The 25,033-nt window shown below is 53.6% G+C and carries 18 protein-coding genes; 5 read left to right on the plus strand and 13 right to left on the minus strand.

The window, feature by feature from the left end; genetic code table 11:
* Positions 1-24 precede the first annotated feature (24 nt).
* The 9 genes from HW115_RS05255 to HW115_RS05295 all read right to left on the minus strand — a co-directional run bounded on the left by HW115_RS05255 (position 25) and on the right by HW115_RS05295 (position 12,076).
* Positions 25-2,859 (minus strand): PDZ domain-containing protein, encoded by a 2,835-nt coding sequence (locus tag HW115_RS05255; RefSeq protein ID WP_178931551.1) that lies wholly within the window; start codon positions 2,857-2,859, stop codon positions 25-27.
* Positions 2,860-2,924: 65 nt separating this feature from the next.
* Positions 2,925-3,878, minus strand: a complete 954-nt coding sequence (locus HW115_RS05260; protein ID WP_178931552.1) for a PLP-dependent cysteine synthase family protein — start codon at positions 3,876-3,878, stop codon at positions 2,925-2,927.
* A gap of 93 nt (positions 3,879-3,971) precedes the next feature.
* Complete coding sequence (locus HW115_RS05265; RefSeq protein ID WP_178931553.1) at positions 3,972-6,389, minus strand: DUF6288 domain-containing protein; 2,418 nt, start codon at positions 6,387-6,389, stop codon at positions 3,972-3,974.
* Between the two features lie 152 nt (positions 6,390-6,541).
* Positions 6,542-7,249, minus strand: coding sequence for a PEP-CTERM sorting domain-containing protein (locus tag HW115_RS05270; protein ID WP_178931554.1), 708 nt, complete (start codon positions 7,247-7,249; stop codon positions 6,542-6,544).
* 95 nt (positions 7,250-7,344) lie between these two features.
* Positions 7,345-8,937 carry a LamG-like jellyroll fold domain-containing protein gene (locus HW115_RS05275; protein WP_178931555.1) on the minus strand — a complete coding sequence of 531 codons (1,593 nt, stop codon included), beginning with the start codon at positions 8,935-8,937 and terminating at the stop codon, positions 7,345-7,347.
* Positions 8,934-9,473, minus strand: a complete 540-nt coding sequence (locus HW115_RS05280) for a sigma-70 family RNA polymerase sigma factor (RefSeq protein WP_178931556.1) — start codon at positions 9,471-9,473, stop codon at positions 8,934-8,936. The genes HW115_RS05275 and HW115_RS05280 overlap by 4 nt, the downstream gene beginning before the upstream one ends.
* A gap of 66 nt (positions 9,474-9,539) precedes the next feature.
* Positions 9,540-10,544 (minus strand): DUF3137 domain-containing protein, encoded by a 1,005-nt coding sequence (locus tag HW115_RS05285; protein ID WP_178931557.1) that lies wholly within the window; start codon positions 10,542-10,544, stop codon positions 9,540-9,542.
* Between the two features lie 10 nt (positions 10,545-10,554).
* Positions 10,555-11,124 carry a LemA family protein gene (locus tag HW115_RS05290; RefSeq protein WP_227021296.1) on the minus strand — a complete coding sequence of 190 codons (570 nt, stop codon included), beginning with the start codon at positions 11,122-11,124 and terminating at the stop codon, positions 10,555-10,557.
* Between the two features lie 193 nt (positions 11,125-11,317).
* The gene (locus HW115_RS05295) at positions 11,318-12,076 is read right to left on the minus strand and encodes a PEP-CTERM sorting domain-containing protein (protein WP_178931558.1); all 759 of its coding nucleotides are present in this window, start codon (positions 12,074-12,076) and stop codon (positions 11,318-11,320) included.
* A 422-nt stretch (positions 12,077-12,498) separates the two neighbouring features.
* On the opposite strand from HW115_RS05295, the gene HW115_RS05300 reads away from it, so the two are divergent.
* The 4 genes from HW115_RS05300 to HW115_RS05315 all read left to right on the plus strand — a co-directional run bounded on the left by HW115_RS05300 (position 12,499) and on the right by HW115_RS05315 (position 16,897).
* Entirely contained in the window at positions 12,499-14,316 is a 1,818-nt protein-coding gene (locus HW115_RS05300; RefSeq protein WP_178931559.1) for an alpha-1,3-galactosidase-related protein, read from the plus strand.
* 27 nt (positions 14,317-14,343) lie between these two features.
* A complete protein-coding gene (locus tag HW115_RS05305; RefSeq protein WP_178931560.1) occupies positions 14,344-14,976 on the plus strand; it encodes a sigma-70 family RNA polymerase sigma factor in 633 nt (210 codons plus the stop codon).
* Entirely contained in the window at positions 14,973-16,037 is a 1,065-nt protein-coding gene (locus tag HW115_RS05310) for a hypothetical protein (protein ID WP_178931561.1), read from the plus strand. The genes HW115_RS05305 and HW115_RS05310 overlap by 4 nt, the downstream gene beginning before the upstream one ends.
* A 152-nt stretch (positions 16,038-16,189) precedes the next feature.
* Entirely contained in the window at positions 16,190-16,897 is a 708-nt protein-coding gene (locus HW115_RS05315) for a PEP-CTERM sorting domain-containing protein (protein ID WP_227021297.1), read from the plus strand.
* Positions 16,898-17,021: 124 nt separating this feature from the next.
* Here HW115_RS05315 and HW115_RS05320 read toward each other — a convergent pair whose 3' ends face one another.
* Positions 17,022-17,186: a hypothetical protein gene (locus tag HW115_RS05320; RefSeq protein ID WP_178931563.1), complete on the minus strand. Its 165-nt coding sequence runs from the start codon at positions 17,184-17,186 to the stop codon at positions 17,022-17,024.
* Positions 17,187-17,335: 149 nt separating this feature from the next.
* On the opposite strand from HW115_RS05320, the gene HW115_RS05325 reads away from it, so the two are divergent.
* Entirely contained in the window at positions 17,336-19,375 is a 2,040-nt protein-coding gene (locus tag HW115_RS05325) for a right-handed parallel beta-helix repeat-containing protein (RefSeq protein WP_178931564.1), read from the plus strand.
* Positions 19,376-19,706: 331 nt separating this feature from the next.
* Here the strand turns inward: HW115_RS05325 and HW115_RS05330 are convergent, their stop codons facing one another.
* The 3 genes from HW115_RS05330 to HW115_RS05340 all read right to left on the minus strand — a co-directional run bounded on the left by HW115_RS05330 (position 19,707) and on the right by HW115_RS05340 (position 24,968).
* Positions 19,707-23,501 carry a glycoside hydrolase family 2 TIM barrel-domain containing protein gene (locus HW115_RS05330; protein WP_178931565.1) on the minus strand — a complete coding sequence of 1,265 codons (3,795 nt, stop codon included), beginning with the start codon at positions 23,499-23,501 and terminating at the stop codon, positions 19,707-19,709.
* 330 nt (positions 23,502-23,831) lie between these two features.
* The gene (locus HW115_RS20315) at positions 23,832-23,927 is read right to left on the minus strand and encodes a PEP-CTERM sorting domain-containing protein (RefSeq protein ID WP_178932117.1); all 96 of its coding nucleotides are present in this window, start codon (positions 23,925-23,927) and stop codon (positions 23,832-23,834) included.
* A gap of 9 nt (positions 23,928-23,936) precedes the next feature.
* Positions 23,937-24,968, minus strand: coding sequence for a glycoside hydrolase family protein (locus tag HW115_RS05340; RefSeq protein WP_178931566.1), 1,032 nt, complete (start codon positions 24,966-24,968; stop codon positions 23,937-23,939).
* Positions 24,969-25,033: the final 65 nt, after the last annotated feature.

Below are 25,033 nucleotides of genomic sequence, written 5' to 3' on the forward strand. Positions count from 1 at the left end.
CTCGGGACGGTTTCATTACCGTTGCTACTTTCCGCTCTCGATGAGCAGGATTTTCCGGAAGTTCATTAACGCGCCCTTGGTTTTGTCCGGGCTCAGGGTGAGTGTTGGATTGGCGTTTGTACCTGATTGTAGGCTATCCGGCAGAAGGATGCTTTGAAAGACCTCCCAGTCTCCGGTGGCTATGGTTTTGCCGTGCAGGGGCTTGCGCATTCCCTTGAGGATCCATTGATTCGGCTGCTTGTTTGTGGCGGCCTGGGTGATCAGAACCCGGTAGGTGGTATCTGACTTGACGGTAGGTTTCCATTGTAAGCTCGCCTTGGGGTTGCTCCAGCGACCGATGTAGTTTTTTGTCTGATCGTAGACGGGACCACCCTGAATGTGGGCATCCGCGGCGGTGAGGCTGACACCGGGAAATGCGGGGAGCGTGTGTTCTTGCTCTTTTTGGGTTCGCCAGAGGCTTACTTTGATGGGTTGGGACGCCTCGGCCCAGGCGTGGAAAAATTCGATGCATGAGGCGACGGGAGTATCATTGACCGAGCGGATGACATCCCGGGCCTCTAGACCCATGTTGTCGGCCATACCTCCTTTTTTAAGATCGATGATCAGGGCTCCATGTTGATCCGGAAGACCCGTGGCGGAAACCTCACCGAGAGTGGTGACATTTTTAAATCGAGCCCCGAGAACCGGATACTCACGCATGTCAGATTTTTCGTTGCTGGCTCTTTCCGCCGGAGGCTCCGGTGTGCGAGCCATGGATTTGAGATTGGGTTTTTGGACCCCGAATTGACTGAGGTCAAAGGGGCGGAACCCAGCTTGGGTGACGGCGGCATTCGGCTTGAAGCGGTAGTCGAGCGATTGGGGGTCGGTGAATTGGAGCGGGGCATACACCCCATGGGCATCGACGCCATAGGCCTTGGCTTTTTTGAGATCGGCCTGGCGAAGATAGATATTGTGATCCCATGTTTTCCCCTTGCCTGTGAGCCTGACGTCGGCGATGGCTGCTGCCCAGATATTGTGCTCGATGACATCCTCGGATTGTTTGAACCAGACATGCGGGTGGAAGCCATTGGCGACGACCAGATTATTGCGGACTTCGCGGTGGTAGCCTTCGCGGAGTTTGATGCCTCCACCGAGGCAGAGGTTGTTCTCGATGAGGTACCAGGAGGATCCGTCATCGAGGTCGATGTCCCAGCCGTGATCACAGCGCCAGCGGGAGTTGCGGATCACATTGCGGTCGAGCATGTCGATTTTCGGGAGATCCGGGAATTCAGCCACCTGCTTGTCGACCAAGCGGTAGTTGGTATGCCAGTAGCGGTCGCGGCCCCAGGAGTTGAAGGACCCGTGGTCGGAGGACTCCTGGACGGTGTCGAAGACATCACAGAATTCAATCAGGTGACCGCCAAAGGCATTTTCACCGACGTTGATTCCGGCTCGTGGCACATCGTAGATACTGAGGTGACGGGCGGTGATTTTGTGGGCAACCGAGATTTGCAGGCCGGCCACCTGTTTTTCCACCAGTCCGATGTCGTGAATCAAGTTGTCTTCGGCAAGGCAGTTTGCCGGGTAATCATTGGTTTTAGGCCCCCGGTCCTTTTTATTGATTTGGTCAAATGTGATGGGTTTTCCGTAGGGGACATACATCGGGTTGTGCACGGCTTTGGTATCACCGACAAAGTTGATGGCGCCGGCTCCGACGTGGTGGAAATGGGATCCCGTGACTTTGTGGTGACGGTTGTATCCACTGGCGAAATAGGCATTGCCTCCGAGTTGGGTGAACTCGGCATTGGCTATGTGGATGTGCTCTGCTCCTGTGAGGAACACCGCACCTTGACGATAGATTTTCCAATCGGATCGCAGCAGCGGCTCCTTGGTTTTCATGAATGTCCGACTGGTGTGGCGGAAAGAAACGCCCTCGAAGCGGATGTGTTTGGCTGCTTTTTGTTCTGAGCCTTCGATTCGGACGCAGGACTCATGCCGGGAGAAAATGACAGCAGACTTCCCCTTGGGGAGTGGCTTGGATGGTTTGAAATAGAGGGTGCGTGTTTTGTGGTTGAGGAACCACTCGTTTGCATCATCGAGCTCTTCGAAGATGTTTTCCACGAAGCGGTCATTCGGGTGAATGGTGTCTCCACGGTTGTTCATCCATCCTCCTTCGAGGGTGCATTCGGTCGCTGACTTTTTACCTGTGATTTTCCAGTGACTTCCACCCCAGTGTGCCCGGTGCATGGCATGTAAAAATCCACCTCTTGGATCGCTCCACGATTGGATGCGCTTGGGTGAGTAGGCTTTCGCGGAGGAGCCTTTCAGCCAGCGGGCCGAGCGGTCATAGTTAGGGAACCGAGCCATCCGTGGGGATTGCTGGTCAATGAACAGTCCGTCGCATCCTACGGTGAGATCCAGATCTTTGGGTATTTTTGTTTGATAGATGCCGTCTCGGTAACTTGTCCATTGCACTTCAACGTTTTGCCCTGCGGAGATGATGGCTTTGCCGGGCGTCATCGCCTTAATGGTGCGAGCCCGGCCCTCTTTGCCTGAATGCTCGGCCGTGAGGCTCAGCGGGGCAGAGGAAAAATAGACTCCATCTGCGAGTAGGATCAACGGATCCTTCTGTTGCACGCTGAGATCCATCGCACGTTGGATGCTGGCTACAGGGGCGTTTTTCGATCCGTCTGCACCGTCGCTTCCATCGGGGGCTACGTGGATAGCGGCGTTGGCGAGGGGGCAGGCGAGGAGCGTGGACAGACTGAGTCGGAGGATTTTCATCTTGTGTGTTGTGGTTTTCCGATGGCTATCGGGGGATTGAGTCACTTTGTGAATGAGCCCAAGGATACGCACCAATGCAAATATTTTTTCATTCATGTCAAAAGAAATGCGGCGAACTCTGCTCTGAGACGCCGCATTGAGGTGATGACGGTGTAGCCTTGTTAAGGCCGCAAGGTTTCGAACACCTTGTGGGAGAAGTAGCGCTCCATGCGGTCTGGAAAGACGGTGACGATGGTGGCATCGGTCGGTAGATCCTGTGCGGCATCCATGGCGGCTGCGAGGTTCAGCCCGGACGAGGGACCAACCGGGAAGCCCATTTTCCAGAGCTGGTGGGTCAGCTTCATGCAGCGATCATCATCGATGGCGATTTCCACCAAATCACTGGCTGATGGTTCCTGTTTCCAATCGGAGTAGAGTTTTGAGCAGCCGTCGATGACACCGGGAACATCTTTGGAAAAGCGAAGTGAGCAGCATTCGACGTTGGAAGTCATGGATCCGTCGGCGCAGCGTGGGATGGCAGCCACGGGTCGGGTCTGGCATCCGGCGTGGGTGAATCCTTGATGCAGTCCGACCAGCGTGCCACCGGTGCCGATTCCGGAAACGACGGCATCGATATTGACGTCGGGCAGTTGGACCATGATTTCATGGGCGGTGAACAGCTGGTGGGCTTCGGCATTGTCGGGATTTTCAAATTGTCTGGCGAGAAAGGCGCCTTCATCTGCACAGAAGGTGGCAGCGGTGCGGATCACTTCGGGCATACCGCCGCTGACCTTGCGGACTTCTCCGCCGTAGGCCTGGATCATGAGTGCCCGTTCGTTGGTGGCGGTGTCCGGGATGAAGGCGAGAAAGCGTAGGCCCATCTGGGCACAGTTCATGGCCAGTGCGATGGAGGTGGAGCCGGACGAGGCCTCAACCACCAGATTTCCGGCTTCGAGTTTCCCCTGTCGCCAGGCTTTTTCGAGGATGTGCCGGGCGATCCTGTCTTTGGTGGAGCCGGACGGGTTGAGGTATTCGAGTTTACACCAGATTGCAGGAGAATCGGCATTGATTTGAATGGGCACCAGCGGGGTGGGGGGCACTCGGTGAAGGTAGCGGTGGCATGGCAGCTTTTGCATAGCTGCGCTTAACATTGCGGTTACAGGATGGAAAATGAAAAAAGCGAGGAAATGGGCAACCTTGCTGAATTTGTGTCTGGGGCTCCGTTCCCATCAATGGCCAATCGAGCGCAATGTGGGAGTCCGACTTGAGGATTCGATGAGTTTGGTGGTTGTTTGAATCAGCTCGATCGTCGACTCTAGCGATTTCGCTTCGCGGTGGTTCCGTAGTTGCCTTTCCAACTGCTTGAGCCGTGGAAGCATCGGTTTGGCTGATCCTTCGTAGAGCTGTAAGGCTTTCAGACATCCGGTAATCCGATTCTTTTTGCCCCATTTTTCGATTTCCATTACCTCGAAGCAGAGAGGTAAACCTTCTCTGATATGGTATTTGGCGAGTATTTCCAAACCGCTCAATAGAATGCCACTGGCAAACATGATGCCGCTTGGGGCTGGCTCAACAACAGCAGCGTGAATGGCGGGGAGCAACGGTTCTATTTCTTCGAATGTTAGCTTTTTGAAGACGCTTGCAAGGGAGCTGCGGGCGCGGCCATCCTCATTTTTTAGTCCGTTGCGCACAGCGGCGTACAATGCCTCACGGTTCACTCCATCCAGCGAGCCCCGAAGTAAGCCATCCCGCTGAGCAAAGAGAGCAAAACAAAGATAGCGTTGTTCCATTGCTCTCGGATCGTTTTGTAGATCATTGTTTGCGAGTATCGTTAGCAGTTCTGGTAGAGCTGGCTTGGCAGCAGGTCCAATTGCCGCTAGCGCTTCCGCCGCTTTGACGCGCAACCAGAGGTCACGGGACTTCAATGTGTTTATGAGTGCCGGCACCGCGGGGGCCGATTGAGCTTTTAACTTCGCCAATGCTTGGCATGCACCCAGTTGGGTAGGCAGGTCGGACACTTTTAGTAATGGGATGAATCGATCTACGGAAGTGGTGTCACGTTTTGCGAGAGCAAGGGCTGCTCGTTCACGCACCACAGGAGACCAGCTTTTGAGCTTCTCGTAGAGCTCTTCGTCGGTGAGGTCCGCATAAAGTGAGTTTTTATTTTTCGAACTCCAGCCCTTTCCGTCCTCAATGAATTGTGCAGCGCTTTGTTTGGAAATTTGTGTGGCAACACCTTGCTTTTTTCCTGTTAGGAAGATTTTTCTGAGTGGCTGAGCGTAGGCTAATAAATAGGCACCTGTGCAATCCCAGTTGCGATAGCTGTCAGGTTTGGTGGCTGGCGGACCTTGATGCCGATAGCTGCCATCCGAGCAGCGCGCGAGATCGTAATACCAGCCGAACTCCTTCATCCATGCTCCGCTGGCATGGGGGCCTGAGATAGCGACTCCGGGCATTGCCCAGAGCATGTTTAGAAAATTTCCGGTATGTCCGTTGTCGCGTTCGCCACCGTAGGATGCTATGCTCATGGAAGAAAAATACCCCGCCGCCTCAGCATCATCCAAGAGGTTAAACATGACAGCCGCGATTCCATTTTTACCGTTGTCATCGTGCGTTTGAATCCACGGATGATGGTCACCATAGGGCACACTTCCTTTACCTACATAAAACCGGATGAGTCGCGCACTTTTCTCAATGGCCCGATCCAGTGCAGGGTCCTTCACTCCGGCTTTGCGGGCGAGTATTAAAGAAACGGTGAGTGGTAATCCGGGGGCATTCATCATGCCGTAGCCGCCAAGTCGACCGTCCTCTCTGATGAAACGATGCCCCCATGAGCCGACCTGGCTCTGCCCATGGACGATTTCCATGGTGATGCGTTTCAGATCGGGCATAAAACGTTGATCCCCTGTGGCGATGGTGTATTCCGCCAACAAGATATTCACTGGTCCATAGAACCACGAATGCAATGACCGGCTTTCAGGGTCACGATAGTTCGCAGCCCACTTGACTTGTTCACGGATGATCGGCAAGTATTCTGGATTGCCGCTCGCTAACAATGCCAGCGCATTGAGTGATCGAGTAATGCCATTGCCGGCTTCGGGCTTGGCCTTCATTTTTATTGCCAGTGCCTTGCATCCTTGTTCGAAGATGCGTTTGGATTTGGCACAGTCGAAGGGGGCTGTCGCGCTGTAAGCTCCCAGAATCGGAAGTTTGACAGTGACATTTGAGGTTTTCCCTTGGCGCCAACGAATGAGTTGAAGCTCACCATTTGTCGCTTCGGCGGCGCTGATGGCTTTGCCGAATTCCGTGCGTGGGTCATGGTTAAATGGTTTTCCTACAAGCCCAAGAATGACATCCCCCAATTGGAAGGTCGGGTCAGCTGGTGATCCTTTTGCAACTTGGGTCACAGCGATCTGCCTGGCTTCAGAGGTTTCCATTTTGTGGCTATACATCCAGCCCCGGATGCCTGTTGGGCCGAGATTCCAATCGTGGCTTGCTCCTGCAGGGATGGACGCCCCCTTGGTAAAGTCCGGGTTGATGGCAATGGATGGATTGCCCGCGGCTTGTAGGGAAGCGGCCAGCTCAAGCCAGCATGAGACCCCGGTGATGAGAATTACGAACCACTGGCTTGTTATGGTTTTTATCATATCGATTTCTTATGGGTTCTCTGTCGTTTGAATGGATGGGATCGAGCAGTATGCATGTTGTCCCATAACATTGCTGGTCCGGGATGGAAAATGAAAAAGCCGCAAGGGTGGTATTCCCCTGCGGCTTAGATAGGTAGGATTGAAAGCTTTTGTTACATTCGGCGACGCAAGACAAGAGCAATGCCGCCGAGTCCGAGCAGGGCTGCGGAGGATGGTTCTGGAACAGCGGTCAGAGTAGAGCCGGAGACCGAGAAGTTATCGGCAAAAGTCCCCGATTGAGCTCCTCCGTAGGTGAGGTTTCCATCTGTCCAAAGGGTTTCATAGTCGGTCTGCGTGTAGCCAGTTACGGTGAGTGATCCGGTGCTACCAGCAGTGAAGTCGATGGTGCCGGTTCCGCTGCCAAATTGGAGATTTCCAAACTCTGCGGTTCCTGCCGAGATATTGAAGAGACCTGTGGCGTCGTTACGACCGAGGATAAACTCAGTGAGGTTAGCTCCGAGGAAGTCTCCACCGTTGAGGTTAATGATACCAGTGCTGCCCGCTGTTTGGTTACCAAGGAACAAGCGTGTGCTGTTTGCTGAAGTAGCGTTTTCCCAAGTCATTGTTCCACCTGTTTCAATGTTGATGGTTGTGGTACCAGTTGCACTGATATCACCAGCTTGAAGAATGGTTTCCCAGTTTGGGGTCGTAAATGTAAGGGTGCCCCCTGTTGTAATAGTGCAGGTTTCACCATCTGTTTTTAGCTGGCCACTATCAATAGTCTGAAGGTAGTCGAGGGTGTCAGGAAGCTGTGTGGTTGCCGCTTGTAGTGTTAGCGTGCTCGCAGCGGTTAATGCGAATAATGTCGTGTTCAATTTCATCTTAGTTGTATTGTGGTTTCTTTTTGGTTTTTTAACATCATAAGGATGGATGCATTCCACTTGGGATGCGTATGATGTTTAAAAATATGGGAAAGTTATTGGCTGGAAGTATTTTCTAACTGATTGTTGCGGTAGAGTTGGAAAATTTGATCCTCCGACACCGCCCCCCGGATGATAAAGAGCTCATCGATAGCCGCGTTGACATTGTTTCCGGATTCATCTTTCCCCCAAAGATCAGCGAAGATGCTGAGAGGCACGGAATCGAGGCTGTCCACTCGGGTGTTGAGTTTAATTCCTCGTTTGTCGTCCACTTTGAGACCAGTATTGCGATGTTTGGTGACCTGCTCGGGTTGGCCGTCGATGTAGAGCTGGAGGTTAGGGTTTCCTTTAGAATCAGCAGTTCCGTCGTAGATGCAAACGATGTGATGCCACTGGGAGTCAGCGATTGATTGTGTGCCGGTGATCCAAAATCGTCCGGCCGATAGTCCAACTCTCGTTCTATTTTCTTCAATACTGAGGAAGGAGTAGAAGCTTGCGGTGCTGGCTCGCCAGGGTGTGGTTTCATGGTCAATCTGGCGGTCACCCCAGCCGAGAATATTGCCTTCTTGACGAGGAGCCTTGGAATCGATTTTGATCCAGAAAGAGATCGTCCGTGCTTGGTTGGCACGTATGCCTGACCAGTCTGAGATGATTTTGCCTCCCTGCCCTAGAGAATGGAGAGCTGAATTCCGCACACCTTGGGTGGGGGAAATGGTGGTATGATGTTGATTCTCCGGTTCGATGATGGAGGTTTGAATCTCTGGGCCTGCGTAGTTGACTCTGGCTGGTTTTAGTTCTTGAGCATTGTCAAAAGACCAATGGAGGTGAGGTAGCGAGCTTGGAAGTGATGATAGGAACTCGTCGGGTTTTGAGGGAATGGAATTGAGTTGCCCAATGGGGGTGGCCCGTCGAGCTTCACCAGAGATGAGCGTTGTAGACTCTTGTCGGATTCGTTTGGTTGAGACTCGGACTTTACCTTGAAAAACGTGAACTTCATCGTGTTGATTCGGGTGAGCGTGAACTCCGAACTCGGTGCCGAGGTCGACAACCTGGAGATCCGCAGTATCCACCGTGAACCCTTCGGCCCCCTTCGCGACGTGGAACCAAGCGATTCCTTTTGCAAGGTAGAGGTGGTTGTCGTCGTGAAGGGTGAGGTCAGCGGGTGCTTGGATAATGGATCTGACACCTGAGCGGAAGGTGAGCTCGACGGTTCCTTGAGAGATTTGGAGTCGGGATCCGGGTTCGAGCAACTGACCTGCGGGTTGTTCTCCATGCTTGTCGTGGCTGAGGGTGAACAGCGTGCCAGGTGCTGACTGGAAGGTGAGTATTGGGGCTTTTTCTTTGCTGAAAAAGAGGCTCATGGCAACCACTACGATGACGAGGATGGCTGCGGCAGATAAGGTTGCGGAGCGTAGGTTGCGAAGCTTTTGGCGATGCATGATACGCTCAATCGGGACCACCCCGCTTGATTGCTTTGCGCGAACTTCATGTTCCAGATCAAGCAGATTGTTGAGGTCGGTGTAGGCGATGTATTGTTGCATGGCCTCCGGGTTTGTAGCTAATTCTTGTTCGAGCTGCGCGAGAGCATCGGGTTCGATATCGCCGTCGAGCAGATCCTGAATGTGGGCATTAAGATCTTCCGGATTCATGCGGTATCTCCCTTCCATTGGAGGCGCAGATCAACACAGCTGCGGAGTTTTTGCCGAATCCGGTGCAGGCTGACCCGGGTGGATGCCGAGCTGCGTCCGATCTTATTTGCGTAGGATTGTAAACTTTCCGTTTGCTCGTAGCGGGCGTGGAGGAGGTTTCGTTCGTCTTGCTTGAGAATTTTCAGGCAGCTTTGCAGTGCCTGAAGCTTATTTTCAAGCAGTTCGGGACGACTTTCCTTTCGAGCTTCTGCGATAGCATCGAGGATGGATTCACTCAGGCTGATCCGCTTGAGTTTCTTTTGTTGGCCCCAGTACTGCATCACCTTGTTGCGGGCGATGGTGAATGCCCAGGCTTGAAAATTGCTACCAGCCTCGAAACTGTGCATTTTTTCCCAGAGAACAACATTGGTGTCTTGGAGGACATCATTGACATCCTGACACCCCGGTAACAGGGAGATGATATACCCACGTAGCGCTGTCTGATGGTTAGTCAGAAGTTTGATGAATTCAGTGCTGGGTTGCTGTGACGGATGCATGGATACGCTAATATATCCGTCATCGGGGGAAAAGGTTAACGAAGAATCGTCAAAAAAGGATGTTTTTTATTTTTTGGTCCAGATGCGGGTGTTGAGATCGAGTAGCTCAACGATGTGGAAGATCGATGTCATTTGCTGAATGAAGAGTTGCATCTGTGATGGGTCGCCTGCGGGGCGGCGGATGTCGGGCTCGAACCAATTGTTTGAATTGGGGATGGTGAGGTGAAGTTGGGAGTTGTGCATGGCGAGTCGGATACCGTCGCCAAAGTGCTGCCGCAGGTTGAGCAGTCGCTCTTGCATTTCCGGGGTGAGCAGGTAGCGGGCTTCGACCTGGTCACCACCACGGACCACGAAGGCTTGTTCGAAATCGGGGTTTTCGAGTCGGACGAGATCGCCTCCGAGCTGCTGGAGTTTGCGTCCGAGCCAGCCGAAGGAACTTTCGGCGGTGTCCGGGTGAAGAGTGACCCACGAACGGAAGTGTTTATTGAAGTCAACAATGACGGCCAGCCCTTTGAAGATGGTCACCCAGTAGGTCTCGGATTTTCCCTTGGAGTTTCTGCGGGTTCGTTTGTCTTCCGCGTGGACTTCGGAGAACGTGATGGCGGTTTTTCCGATCTTGCCGGTGAAGAGATCCTCACCGTGGAAGCGGTCGATGTCGCCGTTGTAGAGGTTCATGGAGCGGAAGTTCGACTCGGAAAGCCCCCGGCTCGGCATGTAGTCGATATCCGGTTGAATCAGCCTGGTCATGCCCCCGATAATCTGGCTTTTATAATAGGATCGGTAAGATGCGGTGGGGCCCCCGATCGATTGCGAATAGATGACCATCGAGTAAATCAGGGCGATGGCGGCGATGGGGATGATGATGACAAGTGCGTTGCTGCTGTCTGATTGTCCCTGGCTGGTGATGAAGACGATCAGGGCAATACCAAGGGCTAGCGCTGTCGCAATCCCGATTTTTTTCCAGGCTGATCGAATTTTGTTAAGCGTTACCATCCTCCCTTCTTCCAGCGCGTTGATGGTGGGGGCGAGTTCTACGGCCAGGGTTGAGGCGTCGGTGGGTAGGGATGGCATGAGCGTATGATCAGATAGCGACGTTGGGTGTATCTCGTTCGCTGGGCTTAGTGGCAAAGTGATGGCGTCGGGCAAAACCAAACAGGCTGGCGATGATGCTTGAGGGGAACATATCAACCCCATTATTGTAGTCCATGACGGCGGCGTTGTAGGCGCGGCGGGCGGCGGCAATTTGTGCTTCCACCTCGGTCAGGTTGCGTTGCAAGTTGAGAAATTGTTTGTCGGCTTTCAGTTCCGGATAGGATTCTGCAAGGGCGAGGAGTTGGGGCACAGCCTGATTGATCTGGCTTTCACCGGAGAAGCGGTCGTGTGAATCATCGTGCAAGTCCTTGGCCTGTCGGCGTGCCCGGGTAAGGGTTTCGAGCAGCTCTTTTTCGTGCCGTGTGTATCCTTTGACGGTTTCGACCAGGTTGGGGATCAAGTCCCAGCGCTTTTTTAGTTGAACGTCGATGGATGCGTAGGCGTAGTTGACGGCGTTGCGGCGATTGACGTGACCGTTATACATGACGGCGACGAGCATAGGCGGAGTGGCAATCACAGCCAGAATAACGAGGGTGGTAGCGTCCACGGAAGGAGTCATACCAGATGCTTGATGGCGTGGCGATTGTAAGATGGCAGGGATTTAGGAATCACTTTTTTCTCAACCGACGTGGGACCAATGTGCCTTGTCGCTGAAGCATAGGGTGAATGCCAGGATGGGCGGGCTAAAAAAAAAGCCGCAGTGGCGGAACCACTGCGGCTTGAAGAGAGGTAAAGCTCATCCGGGCTTGAGTTTACTTCCGGCGCCGAAGAATCAAGGCGAGGCCGCCAAGCCCGAGGAGGGCGGCGGCGGATGGCTCGGGAACCTGTTCGATGTAGATGGCCCCAATCGATCCACGCCGGGCACTGTCACGTTGCTGCCCCTGGATGGTCAGCGTGCTGGCGGTTTGCCCGGTCACCAGGATGTAGTTGCCACGGACGCTTGGTGTGGCCTCGGTGTAAGAGGTGTTGGCTCCATCGGACCCGAGGTAGTTGTATCCGAGAACATCCGGGCCGAATCCGTTGCCGTTGACGTCGAATCCCATGGAAGTGTATCCTCCGGGCTGGCCTTGGTCGGATGATAGTTGGATGTAGACGTTGTACTGGGTGTAGGGGACATTGGTGAGTTCGATGTTGATTCCGCCGCCGCCATCATCGAGGTAGCCGACATTGAGTCGAGCTTCGTTGGACCCTGTGCCTGCTCCGTTGTAATATGGTCCGCTGGATGACCAGGTCAGTGTGCTGCCTACAACGGCGACGCCATTGCTGTCGACCAGATTTGTCAACGTGCCGGTTCCCAAGTTCCCGGTGTGGGTATTAGCTGGTCCTCCCGTCGGGTTGTTGGTGCTGTTGAAATTATCTGTGAGGATGGAGAGGATGCCGATGTTTTCAGATGAGGTCCAGCTTTGGTTTGAGCTGTTCTCGCTGAAGTTGACGGCAATGGCTGCGGCGGATGCCGTCGCGCAAAGCCCGGCCGCCAGGGTGGCCGTCAGCAGTGAATATTTCGTTTTCATGTATATTTGGGTTTCTACGTTGTTGTATGTTTTTGATGGCTCATGATGTTTATGACAACAAATGCGTCATATTAAAAAAATGAGCTGACTCGCATACTAGAGCAAGCAGGAGTATGATGTCAATGGTGTTTTGCGATACAGAGAGGCTCGGCATGGCATCCCTTACCGTGGCCTTCCAAATCAGGCTTTGATGTCAGTCCATGTTGCTCCAAAGGAGCCGGCACCCGGTTCTTGAGCCTCCGACTCCGTCGTTGTTGTTAAAATTGATACCTAACACGGAGGCCCCTTGAACGAGTAAGAGGGATGATGCTTTTGATAAGAATTACTGTTTTTTGTCAGATGAGCCATTCTCGGGAAATGTCAGGGTGGAGTGTCGCCGAAGCATGACGGAGGTGATGGAACACGAATTGTGAAATGGCAGAATGATGAACAAAGGAATTCAAGGATTGAGGTGGAGTTTGTGCCGTGTGGTCGCTGTCTTGACAGCTGTCTCATCTTGTGCGATGGCCGTGGAATTGAATGTGCGGGATTTTGGCGCGTTAGCGGACTCGGGTGAGGATGCATGCCCGGCATTTCAGCGTGCTTTTGCTGCAGCCAAAAAACAGAACGGTGCCGTGACCTTGCGGGTTCCAGCCGGGGTGTATGATTTTTTCCCGGATAAGGCCCACCGGCGTAAATGTTTCACCAGTAATAGTACGGAGTCGAATAGCGATGGCACCAAGACCGTGGCGCTCGATTTGCAAGGTATCGATCATCTGACGATTGAGGGTGCAGGAGCCAAGCTGATGATGCGGGGCAAGATGACGATGCTGGTGGCGGAGCAATGTGAGAATCTGAAGATCCGGGGGGTGGAGTTCGATTTCAAACGCCCGACGATGTCAGAGATGACGGCGGTCGAAAAAGGCGAGGATTACTGGCTTGCTGAAGTGCACGAGGATTCGTGGTATCGGATTGAAGGCAGGCAGCTGATCTGGGTTGGCGAGGGCTGGGAAACCCGGCACAACATGGTGCAGCACTACGACCACAGCAGCGAAACGACCTGGAGGGCGGGCGATCCGACATCCGGTGCCAGTGCGATTGTGGATCTTGGGGGCAGAAAGCTCCGCTTTGAAATGAAGTCGGAGAAAAATGGACTTAAGCATGTGGTGCTTGGCCGCACGTATCAGCTCCGCAATACCCGCCGTGATGCGGTGGGAATGTGGATTCACCGCTGCAAGGATGTGGCATTCGAGGATGTCACGGTGCGGGCGATGCATGGATTTGGCATTTTGGGGCAGTTCAGTGAGAACATCAGCTTTGGTCGTCTGGTGGTCGCTCCGGACCCGAACCGAGGTCGGACGAATGCGTCGTCGGCGGACATCACCCATTTTTCAGGTTGCAAGGGAACCATTCGGATTTCCGATAGTGTGCTGACCCATGCCCATGACGATGCCTTGAATGTGCATGGAACGTATTTGCGGGTTTTATCCAAAGAAGGGAGTAAACGAGTCAAGGTGCGCTTTATGCATGCCCAGAGTTGGGGGTTTCAGCCGTTCTACCCGGGCGATGAGGTACAATACATCCATCGAGACTCGATGTTACCTATCGGAGCATCGAAGGTGAAAAAGGTTCAGAGGTTGAATGATCGGGAGCTGATTTTAACCATGGATCGTGAAGTGCCCGACGAGGTGCAGCTGGGGAAGGATACGCTTGAGAATCTGACCTGGACGCCGGAGGTGGTGTTAGAAGGTTGCGATATTCGGGGGATACCGACACGGGGAATTCTCTTGAGCACGCCGAAACCGATTCGAATCGAAGGGAATCGATTTTTCCGAACGAAAATGTCGGCTGTGTTGGTCGCCTGTGACGCGGGGTCGTGGTTTGAGTCGGGTGGGGTGAAAGATTTAACCATCAAAGGGAACCTTTTTGATGAATGTGGCGAGCCTGTGATCAGGATACATCCTGAGAACCGAAAACATGCAGGTCCGGTGCATCGGGGCATCAAGGTGTTGGAGAACATGTTTGTGATGCGCGGCAAGCGGGCTTTGCAAGCGAAGTCGACGGAGGGGATTGAGCTTCGTGGAAATCGGTTCTGGATGCGAGGTCCGCTTCCCAAGGAAGTGAAGCAGATGATCTCGCTGCATAACAGTGCCGGACTGAAGCTGGAGCAGAATCGGATCGAAGACGGACGCAAGGAGGTTCCTACATGGATGCCCGAGAGGAAGAGGCACGTGCCGTCCAGATCAATTGAATTGAAATAATGACGGGTGCTCGTAGTTTGACTGCGTATGGCTGAGCAGGATGTTGATGACGCTGACATGTCCCGTGATGGGAGGGAGTTGCCTCTGCATGCCCCGGAGTCTGGCTTGCTTCAGCACGCCGTGGAGGACGACGCGCTATCATTTACCAAGCATTATCTTGCGACGATGACATCTCTACGAGCATACCTTGGTTCTTTTTTGCGTGATCATGCTGCGGTTGAGGATTGTTTGCAGGAAACATGTCTGGTGCTATGGAACAAACGGCAGCCGCACTGGAGCGAGGAAGATTTTCGGAAGGTGGCCTTTACCAGTGCTCGCTTCAAGGCATTGAGTTGGCTGAAAAAAAACAAGCCTGCCAAGCATTTGAGTTTATCCCCGGAGTTGTCCGAGCGCCTTGCGGTGCTGGCGGCTCAGGCTGATGATTCTGGAGATGATCATCGAAGCGACCGCACGGAAGCCCTGAGAGTCTGCATGGACGGTCTGCCCGAGCGACAACGCGCACTGATTGAAGCTCGCTACGACGCGAATCAAGAGAATGCTTTGCAGAAACTGTCAAAGCAGCAGAACAGGACGATGGCTGCTATCTACAAGCAGCTTGAACGTATCAGAACGGCCTTGCGGCAGTGTGTGGAACGGCGAGCGGAGAAAGATCGTGTATGAAGGATGAAATCACAGTGGTGTCTGCATTTGAACCGAGTGACGCTCTGATCACTCTGGTGGATGGCATGTTGGACGGTCAGCTTTCCGAGGCTGAAACCGCCCAACTTGAACAATGGCTGCTAGCTGATGTGCAAGCCCAGAGGTATTGCGCAGATCGCTTGCGCTTCCATGCAGAAATCCAAGAGGTGGTGACACCGGTGCGGGTGGAGGTGCTTGAGAAACGTCATATGGTGTTTCAGCGGGTGAGGGGCTTGCCTCGCTTTGTTTCACGTGTTGGTCGAGTCGTGCGGATTGGCAACGCGGCCACAGGAAAGATGTTGGAGATTCCGCCGGACTTATTGGAGGCTTCGATCTTGCGCAAGCGTTTGTTGTGGGCCGCGGGTATCATTGTGTTGTTGCTGGCACTCTTGCTCTATGGCTTGCTGCGCGAGATGAACGCAGGGTCAGATTTGCATGTCATGGATGCCCCGGTTCTCCTAGTGAAAAATCAGGATTTTGAGCAGACCAGTTTGGCTGATGACGACGATGCCTTGAGTTACACCTTGCTAGGTTGGCAGGATCACTTTTTATCGAGGGATACGAAACTTTGTGATTTAGAGCGGTTTTCCGATGGACGGTACCAGGCAAAGTCCGGTGACCATGTGGCTCTGATTCAACCCAAGGGCTATCTGACCCAACTACTGATGATGAGTGATGGCAAGGCGCTTACCGCAGAAAAGGGAATGCGGATGCGTTTGGAAGGCTGGGCGCTTGTGGATGGCGAGCGTCCGGTTCCGTTGCGTGCCGCCTTACGTTTTGTTAAAAATATCAAACCGGAGATGAAGCAGTATGAATTATGGCATCAGAATATAATGATCCAAACGGGTGGCTGGCAACGGCTCACCGTGGAGCTTCAGTTGCCGGAGGATTCTCTGGAGTTTTTTCCGAGTGATGTGGACCCCGGACAGACCCGAGGAGCTAAGCTGGATGTCACGGGAAAGGCAGTGACCTTCACTCTTGAAAACCGGAAAGGGAGTTCGGAGGTGTTTGTGGATGATTTGAGCATCCACTTGGTGAAATAGCCCCTCCGCAATCGATGTTCATTTTTTTCAAAAAGAATGTCAGATTGGGTAGGCGAGAGAAATGTGAGAATAATGGCTTGTTGTGCTGAACGGTAACGAGCCCTTTGAATCACTATACAACTCACTATACAACTCAATATCCAATGATGAAAATGAACAAACAATGGACGGTTCTTGCCACCATGGCCGGAAGCCTGGCCGTTTCACAAGCGGCGATCTCACTAACAAATGGAGGGTTCGGCTCATCCAATCGCAATGGTGGTGTCGTCGATGGCGGTGGCTGGTTTGAAAGCGGGACGGCGAATTGGGTCGAAGGAAGCTGGAGCAGCGCCTCCACATCGAATCCTGATGATGGAGGAGATGCGATTTTGTTGTTGATGGATGGAGGCTCCACGACCATGGGTTATATCTATCAAAGTCTTGGAACGGTGAGTGCTGCCGATATCGCTTTGGGTCAACTTCAGCTTACCGCAGACTTTGCTGAAAAAAGTGATGGTGAGAGCAATAGCTCGCAGTGGGACTTTTACGTTGGTTCCTTTGGCTCGGCAGCCAATGGGTCCGACATTGATGCAAGCCTTCCCAGCCAGCATACGATCGTGCTTGATGCCGTGGCGATGGGTCTCACCTATGAGAGGGGGAATACTTCACGGCAGAATGGTGTGAGCGTAGGAAGTTTTGATATCAGTGGCCTGTCAGAAGGTGATGAAGTTTGGTTGCGAATTGGCGAAACCCGTGACGCCGCATTTCAATCCGGCGATTTGATGATTGATAATGTGTCCATCGAAGTTGTTCCTGAGCCATCGTCCTTTGCCTTGATCGGTCTCGGAGCGATCTCGCTTGTGTTACGCCGTAGACGTTAAGGCGGATACGGGATATGTTGTTTGTAGCGATCTTTTGAATTGTTTACTCAGACGCAATGAGCCCTTGGCAGGAGATCTGGTCAAGGGCTCATGAAGTGATAGGATGGCAATTGATTGAATTTATCTATTCTAACACGATGCAATCCATGCCAAGGAAGGTGTTGCTCGACTTCTTATTTTTACCGGTGACGACAAACTGGATTTTGATTAGGTTGCCGTCGGGCTGGTGTTTACCGAGTTTGAGGGGGGCGGATTTGGGTGCTTGTGCATAGCCGTCCCAGTCCTGCACGACGCGCTTACCGTTGACCTGGATATCGACCGTTCCGCAGTCGTGGGACTTTACCGGGTAGAGGCTGATTAGTTTTGTCCACTATTGAAGAACTGGGAATGCTTGTTTCTGATTTGATAAAGCCGGAGCCTTGTGGGCGTAGGTCTGATATGCAATGGGTATCATTTGACCGGAGGTCCGAGCAGAGGTGTGGCAAGCGCTTGTCTTGGGTGTTGATAGCTGCGGTTTTGACGGGTGTGTGTCCGGCGGAGCAGGCTGCCGTAAAAAACGGGTCGGAAGCGATGGATCAATGGCTGCAACAGGCGCGTGCTCTGAAGGCAAAAGAAGGATCCGGACCGGTGGTCGTGAGCATCCCTCCCGGGCGCTGGGTGCTGGATCGTCCGGTGCTGATCACCCCCGCAGATAGTGGGACGGAGAAGCGCCCCGTCATTTTCAAGGTCGAAGACCCGGAACGGACGTCCTTTAGCTCAGCCAAGTTCCTGCCGGAAATGAAGCCGGACGCTTCGGGGAAGTGGGTGTGTGAATTGCCGAAGGGTTTTCATGTCGATCAGTTGTTTGTCGATGGCAAACGGGCGGAGCCTGCACGGTTTCCGCGCAATGGTTTTTTTGTCATGCAGGGGGTGCAGCAGAAAGTGGACAAGGTGGGGACTAATAAGCGGTATCCGGAGAAGGCGACCCAGACGGTCGCGTTGGATCCTCAGACGTTGAAGCAACTGGCCGGAGTGAATTTGGATCAGGCGCGGATGGTGGTTTTGCACAAGTGGGATTGCACGCTGCGTTCGAAGTTGCATTTTGATCGGGGCCAAAGCTCGATCACTACCAGTGGCGAAGGGATGAAATCCTGGAATCCGTGGAAAAAGGGGACACGCTTCTTTTTTCAGAATGTTGAGGGAGAGCGTTTACAAGCAGGGCAGTGGATGCTGCAGGGAAGAACCTTGAGTTATGCTCCCCGGGAGGGTGAGATGCCGGGAAAGACGGAGGTGGTGGCTCCTCAGTTGGAAAAGTTGCTCGTCATTCAGGGGGAAAAAGATAATCCGGTTAGCCATGTGCAATTTGACGGCTTCCGCTGGATGCACTCCCGCTTGAATTTGCCGAATGGCATGCCGCCGAACCAGGCTGCAGCCAAAGTGGACGCTGCGATTATGGTGGATCATGCGAAACAGCTTGTGTTTAGGAATGGTGGCATTTCCCAGATGGGTAGGCATGCGATTTGGTTTCGTGAAAATTGTCAGTCGTGTCGTATCGAGCATTGTTTGATTGAGGATCTCGGTGGTGGGGGCGTGCGGATTGGGGAAATGCATACCCGCAGTCAGTCGCCAACATCCGAGGTGGTGGTGGATAACTGCATTATTCGCCGGGGTGGGCGTCTGCTGCCCTGTGCCGTGGGGGTGTGGATTGGGCAGAGTTCGCACAATCGGGTCACCCACAATGAGATCAATGACTTTTATTATACCGGAGTATCTGTTGGCTGGACTTGGGGATATGGGAAAAGCCATACCCATCATAACAAGATTCTAAACAATCACATCCATCATCTGGGGCATGGCTTGCTCAGTGACATGGGGGCGGTGTACACGCTGGGTGTTAGCCCTGGCACCGAAGTGTCGGGTAATGTGGTGCATGATATCGAAAGCTACAGTTACGGTGGCTGGGGATTGTATACCGACGAAGGAAGCACCGGCATCCGGATGGAAAACAATCTGGTTTACCGGACCAAGTGTGGTGGCTTTCACCAGCATTATGGAAAGAAGAATGTGATACGAAACAATATCTTTGCCGATGCGAAACTCTATCAGGTGCAGGCGACACGGCCTGAGAAACACCTTTCGTTTGAGTTCAGCCGTAACATCATTGCCTTTGACCGCGGCACGCTTTATCGCGGACCGTTTCTCAAGATACAGAACAAGATGAACCACAATCTGATTTGGTTCCCGAGAAAGGCTACTCTGCTGGCTAAAGCATCCAAGATGTTTGGTGGCACCTCCCTTGAGGCGTGGCGCAAGAGTGGCCGGGGAACAAAAAGTGTGATTGGAGATCCACAATTCAGAAATGCGGAGGAGGGTGATTATTTTCCACAGAATGAAGAGCTGTTAAAGCAAATCGGATTTGTGCGATTTGATTTTACAAAAGCGGGTGTTTACGGTGACCCCTCTTGGATCGCCAAAGCCGCGGAGGGCCTTGCCCGGTGATGCCTTTTATCCCTTCATGTTTTAGTGACTCGTGCACGGTATTCGGTAGGGCGGATTGGCCTCAATCCGCCGTCGATGAACTCGCTTTAACGGGTGCAATCGGGGCTGGAGGTGGGATTGCTTTGGTAACGACGGAGGATTGAGGCCAATCCGCCCTACCCTTGTGATGTTGGAGGGTAGGTCGTTTGAGTCTTCCGCGGTCTGGATACCGACGAACGAAATCAGCCATGTTTCATGAGCAAAAAAATCCCCCGCCATTTGGCAGGGGATTGTCATACCAACTCAACATTGGTATAAGTGAGTGATCGAATAAAGTCGCTTCGGATTAAACCTACTCAATAATGGTGAACTCGGCGAGTGAAGCGAACTCCTTCTGAGGACCGTAGCTGGAACGGGAAATGATCCGAATGTGGGATGCTTTGACGGTTTTGCCAAAGGTCACATTCTGTGGTTTACTGGTGTTCGGCAGACTGGCGGATTTCACCTTTTTCCAGTTTTTTCCATCGCTGCTGGTTTCGATATCAATTTGTTTGAATCGTCCGTTCGGTTCGTCGCTGCGGCCAGTGAGTTTGACTCCTTTGAATGTCAGGGCTTCCCCGAAGTTGATACTCAGTGTGTGCGGATGGTTTGGCACGTTGTTGCGCCACTGGGTGTGCCAGTGGGTGTTGAGTTTGCCGTCGAGCACCTTGCTGGCATCTTCACCACCGGCTTCTTCGCTGGAGGCTTTGGCAGTCCATCCTTCGCGACCGACGAGTTTTTCAAACTCACGCTGGGTGCGCACGCCGGGGATGGCGCGGGTGGTCTCCGCCTTAACGATGAAAGTGCCGCCTTTGCCGAGTTTGATTGGCTGGCCGTGAGTGACCTTACCCATGTTTTTGCCGTTTTGGGCGTAGTTGATCGCCGCCTCCGAGCCATCGGAGATGCTGAAGTTTGCCTCGGATCCTCCGGCGCGTTTCAGGATGACGGACGGTCCGACCGGAAGGCTGCGCAGAGCTTTGTCGGCAGCCTCTTTGGTGCTGCTGACCGGGGTCAGGCTGAAGCGCAAGGTGGCGCTACCCTTGAGCTGGTACTGGCCCATGGTGCCGGGCCCGCAGGAGTTTCCGCCGAGGCCGAAGCTCTTATCGCTCAGGGTGAGCACGACGTCGTCGAGCACCTTGATGTCCTCCGGGTGACGGATGTCGACCATTCCGTTGTCGTCCATGTGCAGGGCGGTGAAGCTCATTTCGGTGGCGGCATTGACGAGCAGGCCTTTGCCGGAGTCATCAGTCAGGCTGAGCCAGCGTGTCTGGTCGCGGTTGCCGTTGAACTGAGGTTTGGCGTAGGACTCGTAGAGGTCCGTGACTGTGGTTTCGTAGCGGCCGATTTTCTGGCTGTTGCGGCGGTCGTAGTAGTTTTCTTCCGGTCCGCGTCCGAAGTACTGCACGTTTTCAAGCTCCTTGCTCAGGTAGAAACGATGACCTCGGTAAGGGAGTTCGGCATTTTCATCCGATGGCGAGAACACACTGTCGACGATCAGGGTGCCGTCACCGAGTAGGGTGTAAGCGGTGGAGGTTTCGATATAAAAACCACCATTACCTGTGGATTTGACATTCACGATCAGCTGCTTGGCTCCGTCGACTTTCACTTCCTGCAGGTTGACGAGTTCGTGCTCGAGTTGGTTTAGGCCGTTGCCATACCAGCGGTTTTTGAAGCCTTTGTCGTTGCTGCCCGGAGCGCGGAAGAACCATGGCTGGACGGAGGTGCCGGAGCTGAGGTATTCTTTGCCGTTGGCGAAATACGAGACCGGTAGGCCGGACTGATTGTCGATGCTGAAGGCGACTTTGGCGCCGGGTGCTTTAAGCACGGTTTTATCGCTGGTCTTGTCCAGAGTGACATTACCCAGCGAGGCAAGATTGCTGACCGGTTTGGCCGCGGGGGATGTCAGTTCGAATTGCTCGTAGGCAACGACGTGCCCTTTTTCCAGGTAGGGAGCATCCTCTTTACGCACGAGGGCCACGTTGAGGAAGACCTCGGCGCCGGCCGGAGCATTGATCTTCGGCAGCTTCAGGTTGAGATCACTCCACTGCCATGGCTGGGTGGATGGCACTTCGATGCTTCCTTTGGCTTGTTCGCTTCCATTGGCTTCAACCCGCCAGAGGATTTCATGACCCTCGGCGATATCGATGTGGAAGAACTCGTTGCGGAGTTTGAGTGTGCCATTTTCGAAGCTGAAGTCGGCAGGCTGGTAGCAGTACTTGACCTGATAGGACTTGGCGACCGGGTTGTGGTCGGAGTCGATCACGCCATTAAGGCAGAAGTCCCCGAAATTCGGGGTGTCACCGAAGTCTCCGCCGTAGGCGTAGAAAAACTCCTTGCCGTCGGGGGCCGGTTTGCCACTGCGGTTTTTGACCCGCAGGCCTTGGTCAACCCAGTCCCAGATGCAGCCACCGATCAGGCGTGGATGCTTTTCAAAGGCTTCGACATATTCATCGAGGTGGCCGATGGCATTGCCCATGGCGTGGGCATACTCACAGACAAAGAACGGGCGGGATGTCTTTTTAGCCCCTTCGTGGTTGAGGTTTCCGACTCCCGGATACATCACGGAGTCGACGTCGTCGTGTTTGGATCCGTGGCCGAAGCGTTCGTAGTGGATCGGGATGCCGGTATTGAGCTCGCGGATCGCTGCACCGGTGACGGCGTAGTTGTCGCCGGCGCCCCCTTCGTTACCGAGTGACCAGAAAACCACGGACGGGTGATTGCGGTCGCGCAGTGCCATACGCTTGCCGCGCTCGATGTGGGCGGCCCGGAAGTTGGGTTTGTGAGAGACGGAATCGGCACCGTAGCCGTAGCCGTGGGATTCGATGTTGGCTTCGTCCATCACGTAAATACCATACTTGTTGCAAAGCTCGTAAAAATACGGGTGGTTCGGGTAATGGGACATGCGGACGAAGTTGACGTTGAACTGCTTGAAGAGTTCGATGTCGCGCTCCATGGATTTGCGGCTGACGGCCCGACCGTCGTCGGGGTCGGTTTCGTGGCGGTTCACCCCACGGGCGATGACCATCTTGCCATTGATCAGGAATTCACCTTTGTCGCTGAAGCTGATATTGCGGAAGCCGACCTGGTGGCGGTGCACGGAGGTGGTTTTTCCAGCAGTATCCATGGTGCTGAGCACCAGGGTGTAGAGGTTGGGAGTCTCTGCTGTCCACTTGGCAGGTTGGTCGAGCTTGGCATGGAAGGTCACTTTGCTGTCTTTGCCGGGGGTGGTGTGGATATTGGCTTCTTTGTCCGACCAGACGGTTTGACCGGCGGGGTCGAGCAGTTCGGCGGTCAGCCCTCCTGTTGTGGAGGTCTTGCCGTAGTTGTGAACATAGCCGGTCAGTGAGATCGTGGCATTTTCATACTGATCATCGAGCTCGGTTTTGAAGGAAAAATCGCGCAGTTCGACGGATGGGGTGGAATAGAGCAAGACATCGCGGAACATGCCGGAGAGTCTCCAGAAGTCCTGACATTCGAGGTAGGAACCGTCCGACCAGCGGTAAACCTCAGTGGAGATGGTGTTTTTGCCGGGTTTGAGGAACTTGGTGATGTTGAACTCAGCCGGCAGGTAACTGCCCTGGCTGTAGCCGACTTTCTGGCCGTTGATCCAGAGGTAAAAGGCGGATTCCACGCCGCCAAAATGGGCGAAGATCTCACGATCTTTAAAGTTTTCCGGTAGAGTGAAGCTGCGTTTGTAAGAGCCGACCGGGTTCCGGTATTCGTAGGCCGTCCAGTTCTTCGGAGGCTCGGTGGTGACGCGTGGTTGGTCCTTGATGAAGGGGTAGCGCACGTTTTCGTAGATCGGTATACCGAAGCCCTGAAGTTGCCAGTTGCTGGGCACCTTGATATCGGCCCACTTGGAAACGTCGAAACTCTCTTTGTAAAAGTCGACCGGCCGGTCTTCTGGTTTTTTGACGTAGTTGAATTTCCAGGTGCCATTGAGGGAAAGTACGTAGTCGGATTTCAGCCAGTCTTTCTTGAGAGCTCCTTCTTTCGAGGCGAAAGGGAGGGAGAAGACCCGCCCGGGTTCTTTGTTGATTTGGAAAATTTCTGCATTTTCCCAGTCCGGGGCATCCGGGGCGGCTGCAAAAGCGAAGGGGCTACTCATGCTCAAGGTGGCCAGGCCCAGAAGGTTTGCCAGTTTATGTCGATTGTTGAAGATCATGGGTTCTGTGTGTGAAAGTGTCGTGAAACGGTGCTGTAAAAATTAGCGTTGGCAAGGGGGGGTGCCAATCTGTGCTCATAGACAGCCATTAAACTGTCCTTGGTCACGGTTTTTTTCAAGTATCCTCGCGAGACAAGCTGATAGATTGTCGAGATTCAGCGACCTTGCGCTGTATCAATTTCTTCAGAATGCCTGAGAATTCAAGGCGGGCAGACGATAGACGCCCGCGGGAAGTACTTCCAGCGGGCGAATGAAAAAAGTGTGGCATTGGAGTTATCGACGGCGACACAAACTCAGCCCCAGGGCTCCGAGCCCCAGAAGAGCTGCCGACGATGGTTCGGGAACCGGGGAGTGGCCGATGCTATCGATAGAACCGTCTCATGGTGATGGTTTGACCTTGAGCACATATGAGCAGGTTCCATCGCTTCCGATAAAGCTGGAGCCGGATGGTAGATAAACGTAGGCGGGTTTTCCGTCGATCACCAGCACTTGTGGGCGTTCGAATTTGGGCTCGGCCGGTCCATAGTATCGTTTCGGGGAATATTGGAAGTCTGCGGGCCAGTAGTGGCGGGGCAGGTGAAAGCCTTTTTCTTTTTGGTTGAATGTTTGGCCGTCATCGGATGTCCAGAGGATACCACCACCTTTGCGTAGGATTCCGTGGTTGTCGGTGGTGAGCAGACGGACTTTGCCGTCCATGAGGAAGGCGTAACCATCTTCGATACCTACCTTGTTATCAGTGACAGGTTTTGGGTTGTGGAGATAGGGGCCTTCCAGTTTGTCGGCGATGGCAAGCCCCATCTTTGATTTGTTCGATTTGTAAAAGAGATAAAATTTGCCATCCGGGTGGGCAATGAAGGCGGGGTTGTTGACGCCGTTGCGCGCTTTGTGGGTCCAGTGGTTCGGATCGGTGGACGGGGCGAGGATCATGCCATCTTTGCCAACTTTTTTCCATGGGCCGTTGAGGGATTTGGAGGTGGCCATACCGATGCGTTGGCTGGCGGGGTGGGGGTTGGATCCGTCGTTGGCGATGAAAAGCAGAACATAGCGCTCGCCAACCTTTTTGATCACCGGGTTGTGGTAGCCGCGTTTATCCCAAGTGGCTTTGCCGGTGCCTTTGATCGCGAGGTCCGAGAAGGTGAAAGGTCCTTCGGGACTGTCTGCGGTGTAGTGGGCAATTTCCGAGGTGTCTCGCCAGCCGGGATCAAACTTTGAGCTGATGGGCCAACGGGCGCAGAAGAGGTGGGTTTTGCCGTCTTCCCCGATGATGGGAGAAGACCCCCAGACGTGGTAGCCGTTTTGCTGCACGGCGACACCTACCCATTCCAAGTGATCGGCAAAGGATGAGTCATCGGCGTGCGCAGTGCCGAGCGTGAGAGTGAGAGCGAGAGTGAGGAGTTTGATGGGTTTCATTCGATTTGGGTGAATCTAGATTGAAAAAGTTGGTGGTGCGTCGGCAAGCCGATCGCAAGACGAGA

This window comes from Oceaniferula marina, from assembly GCF_013391475.1.
GTDB classification, from domain to species: domain Bacteria; phylum Verrucomicrobiota; class Verrucomicrobiia; order Verrucomicrobiales; family Akkermansiaceae; genus Oceaniferula; species Oceaniferula marina.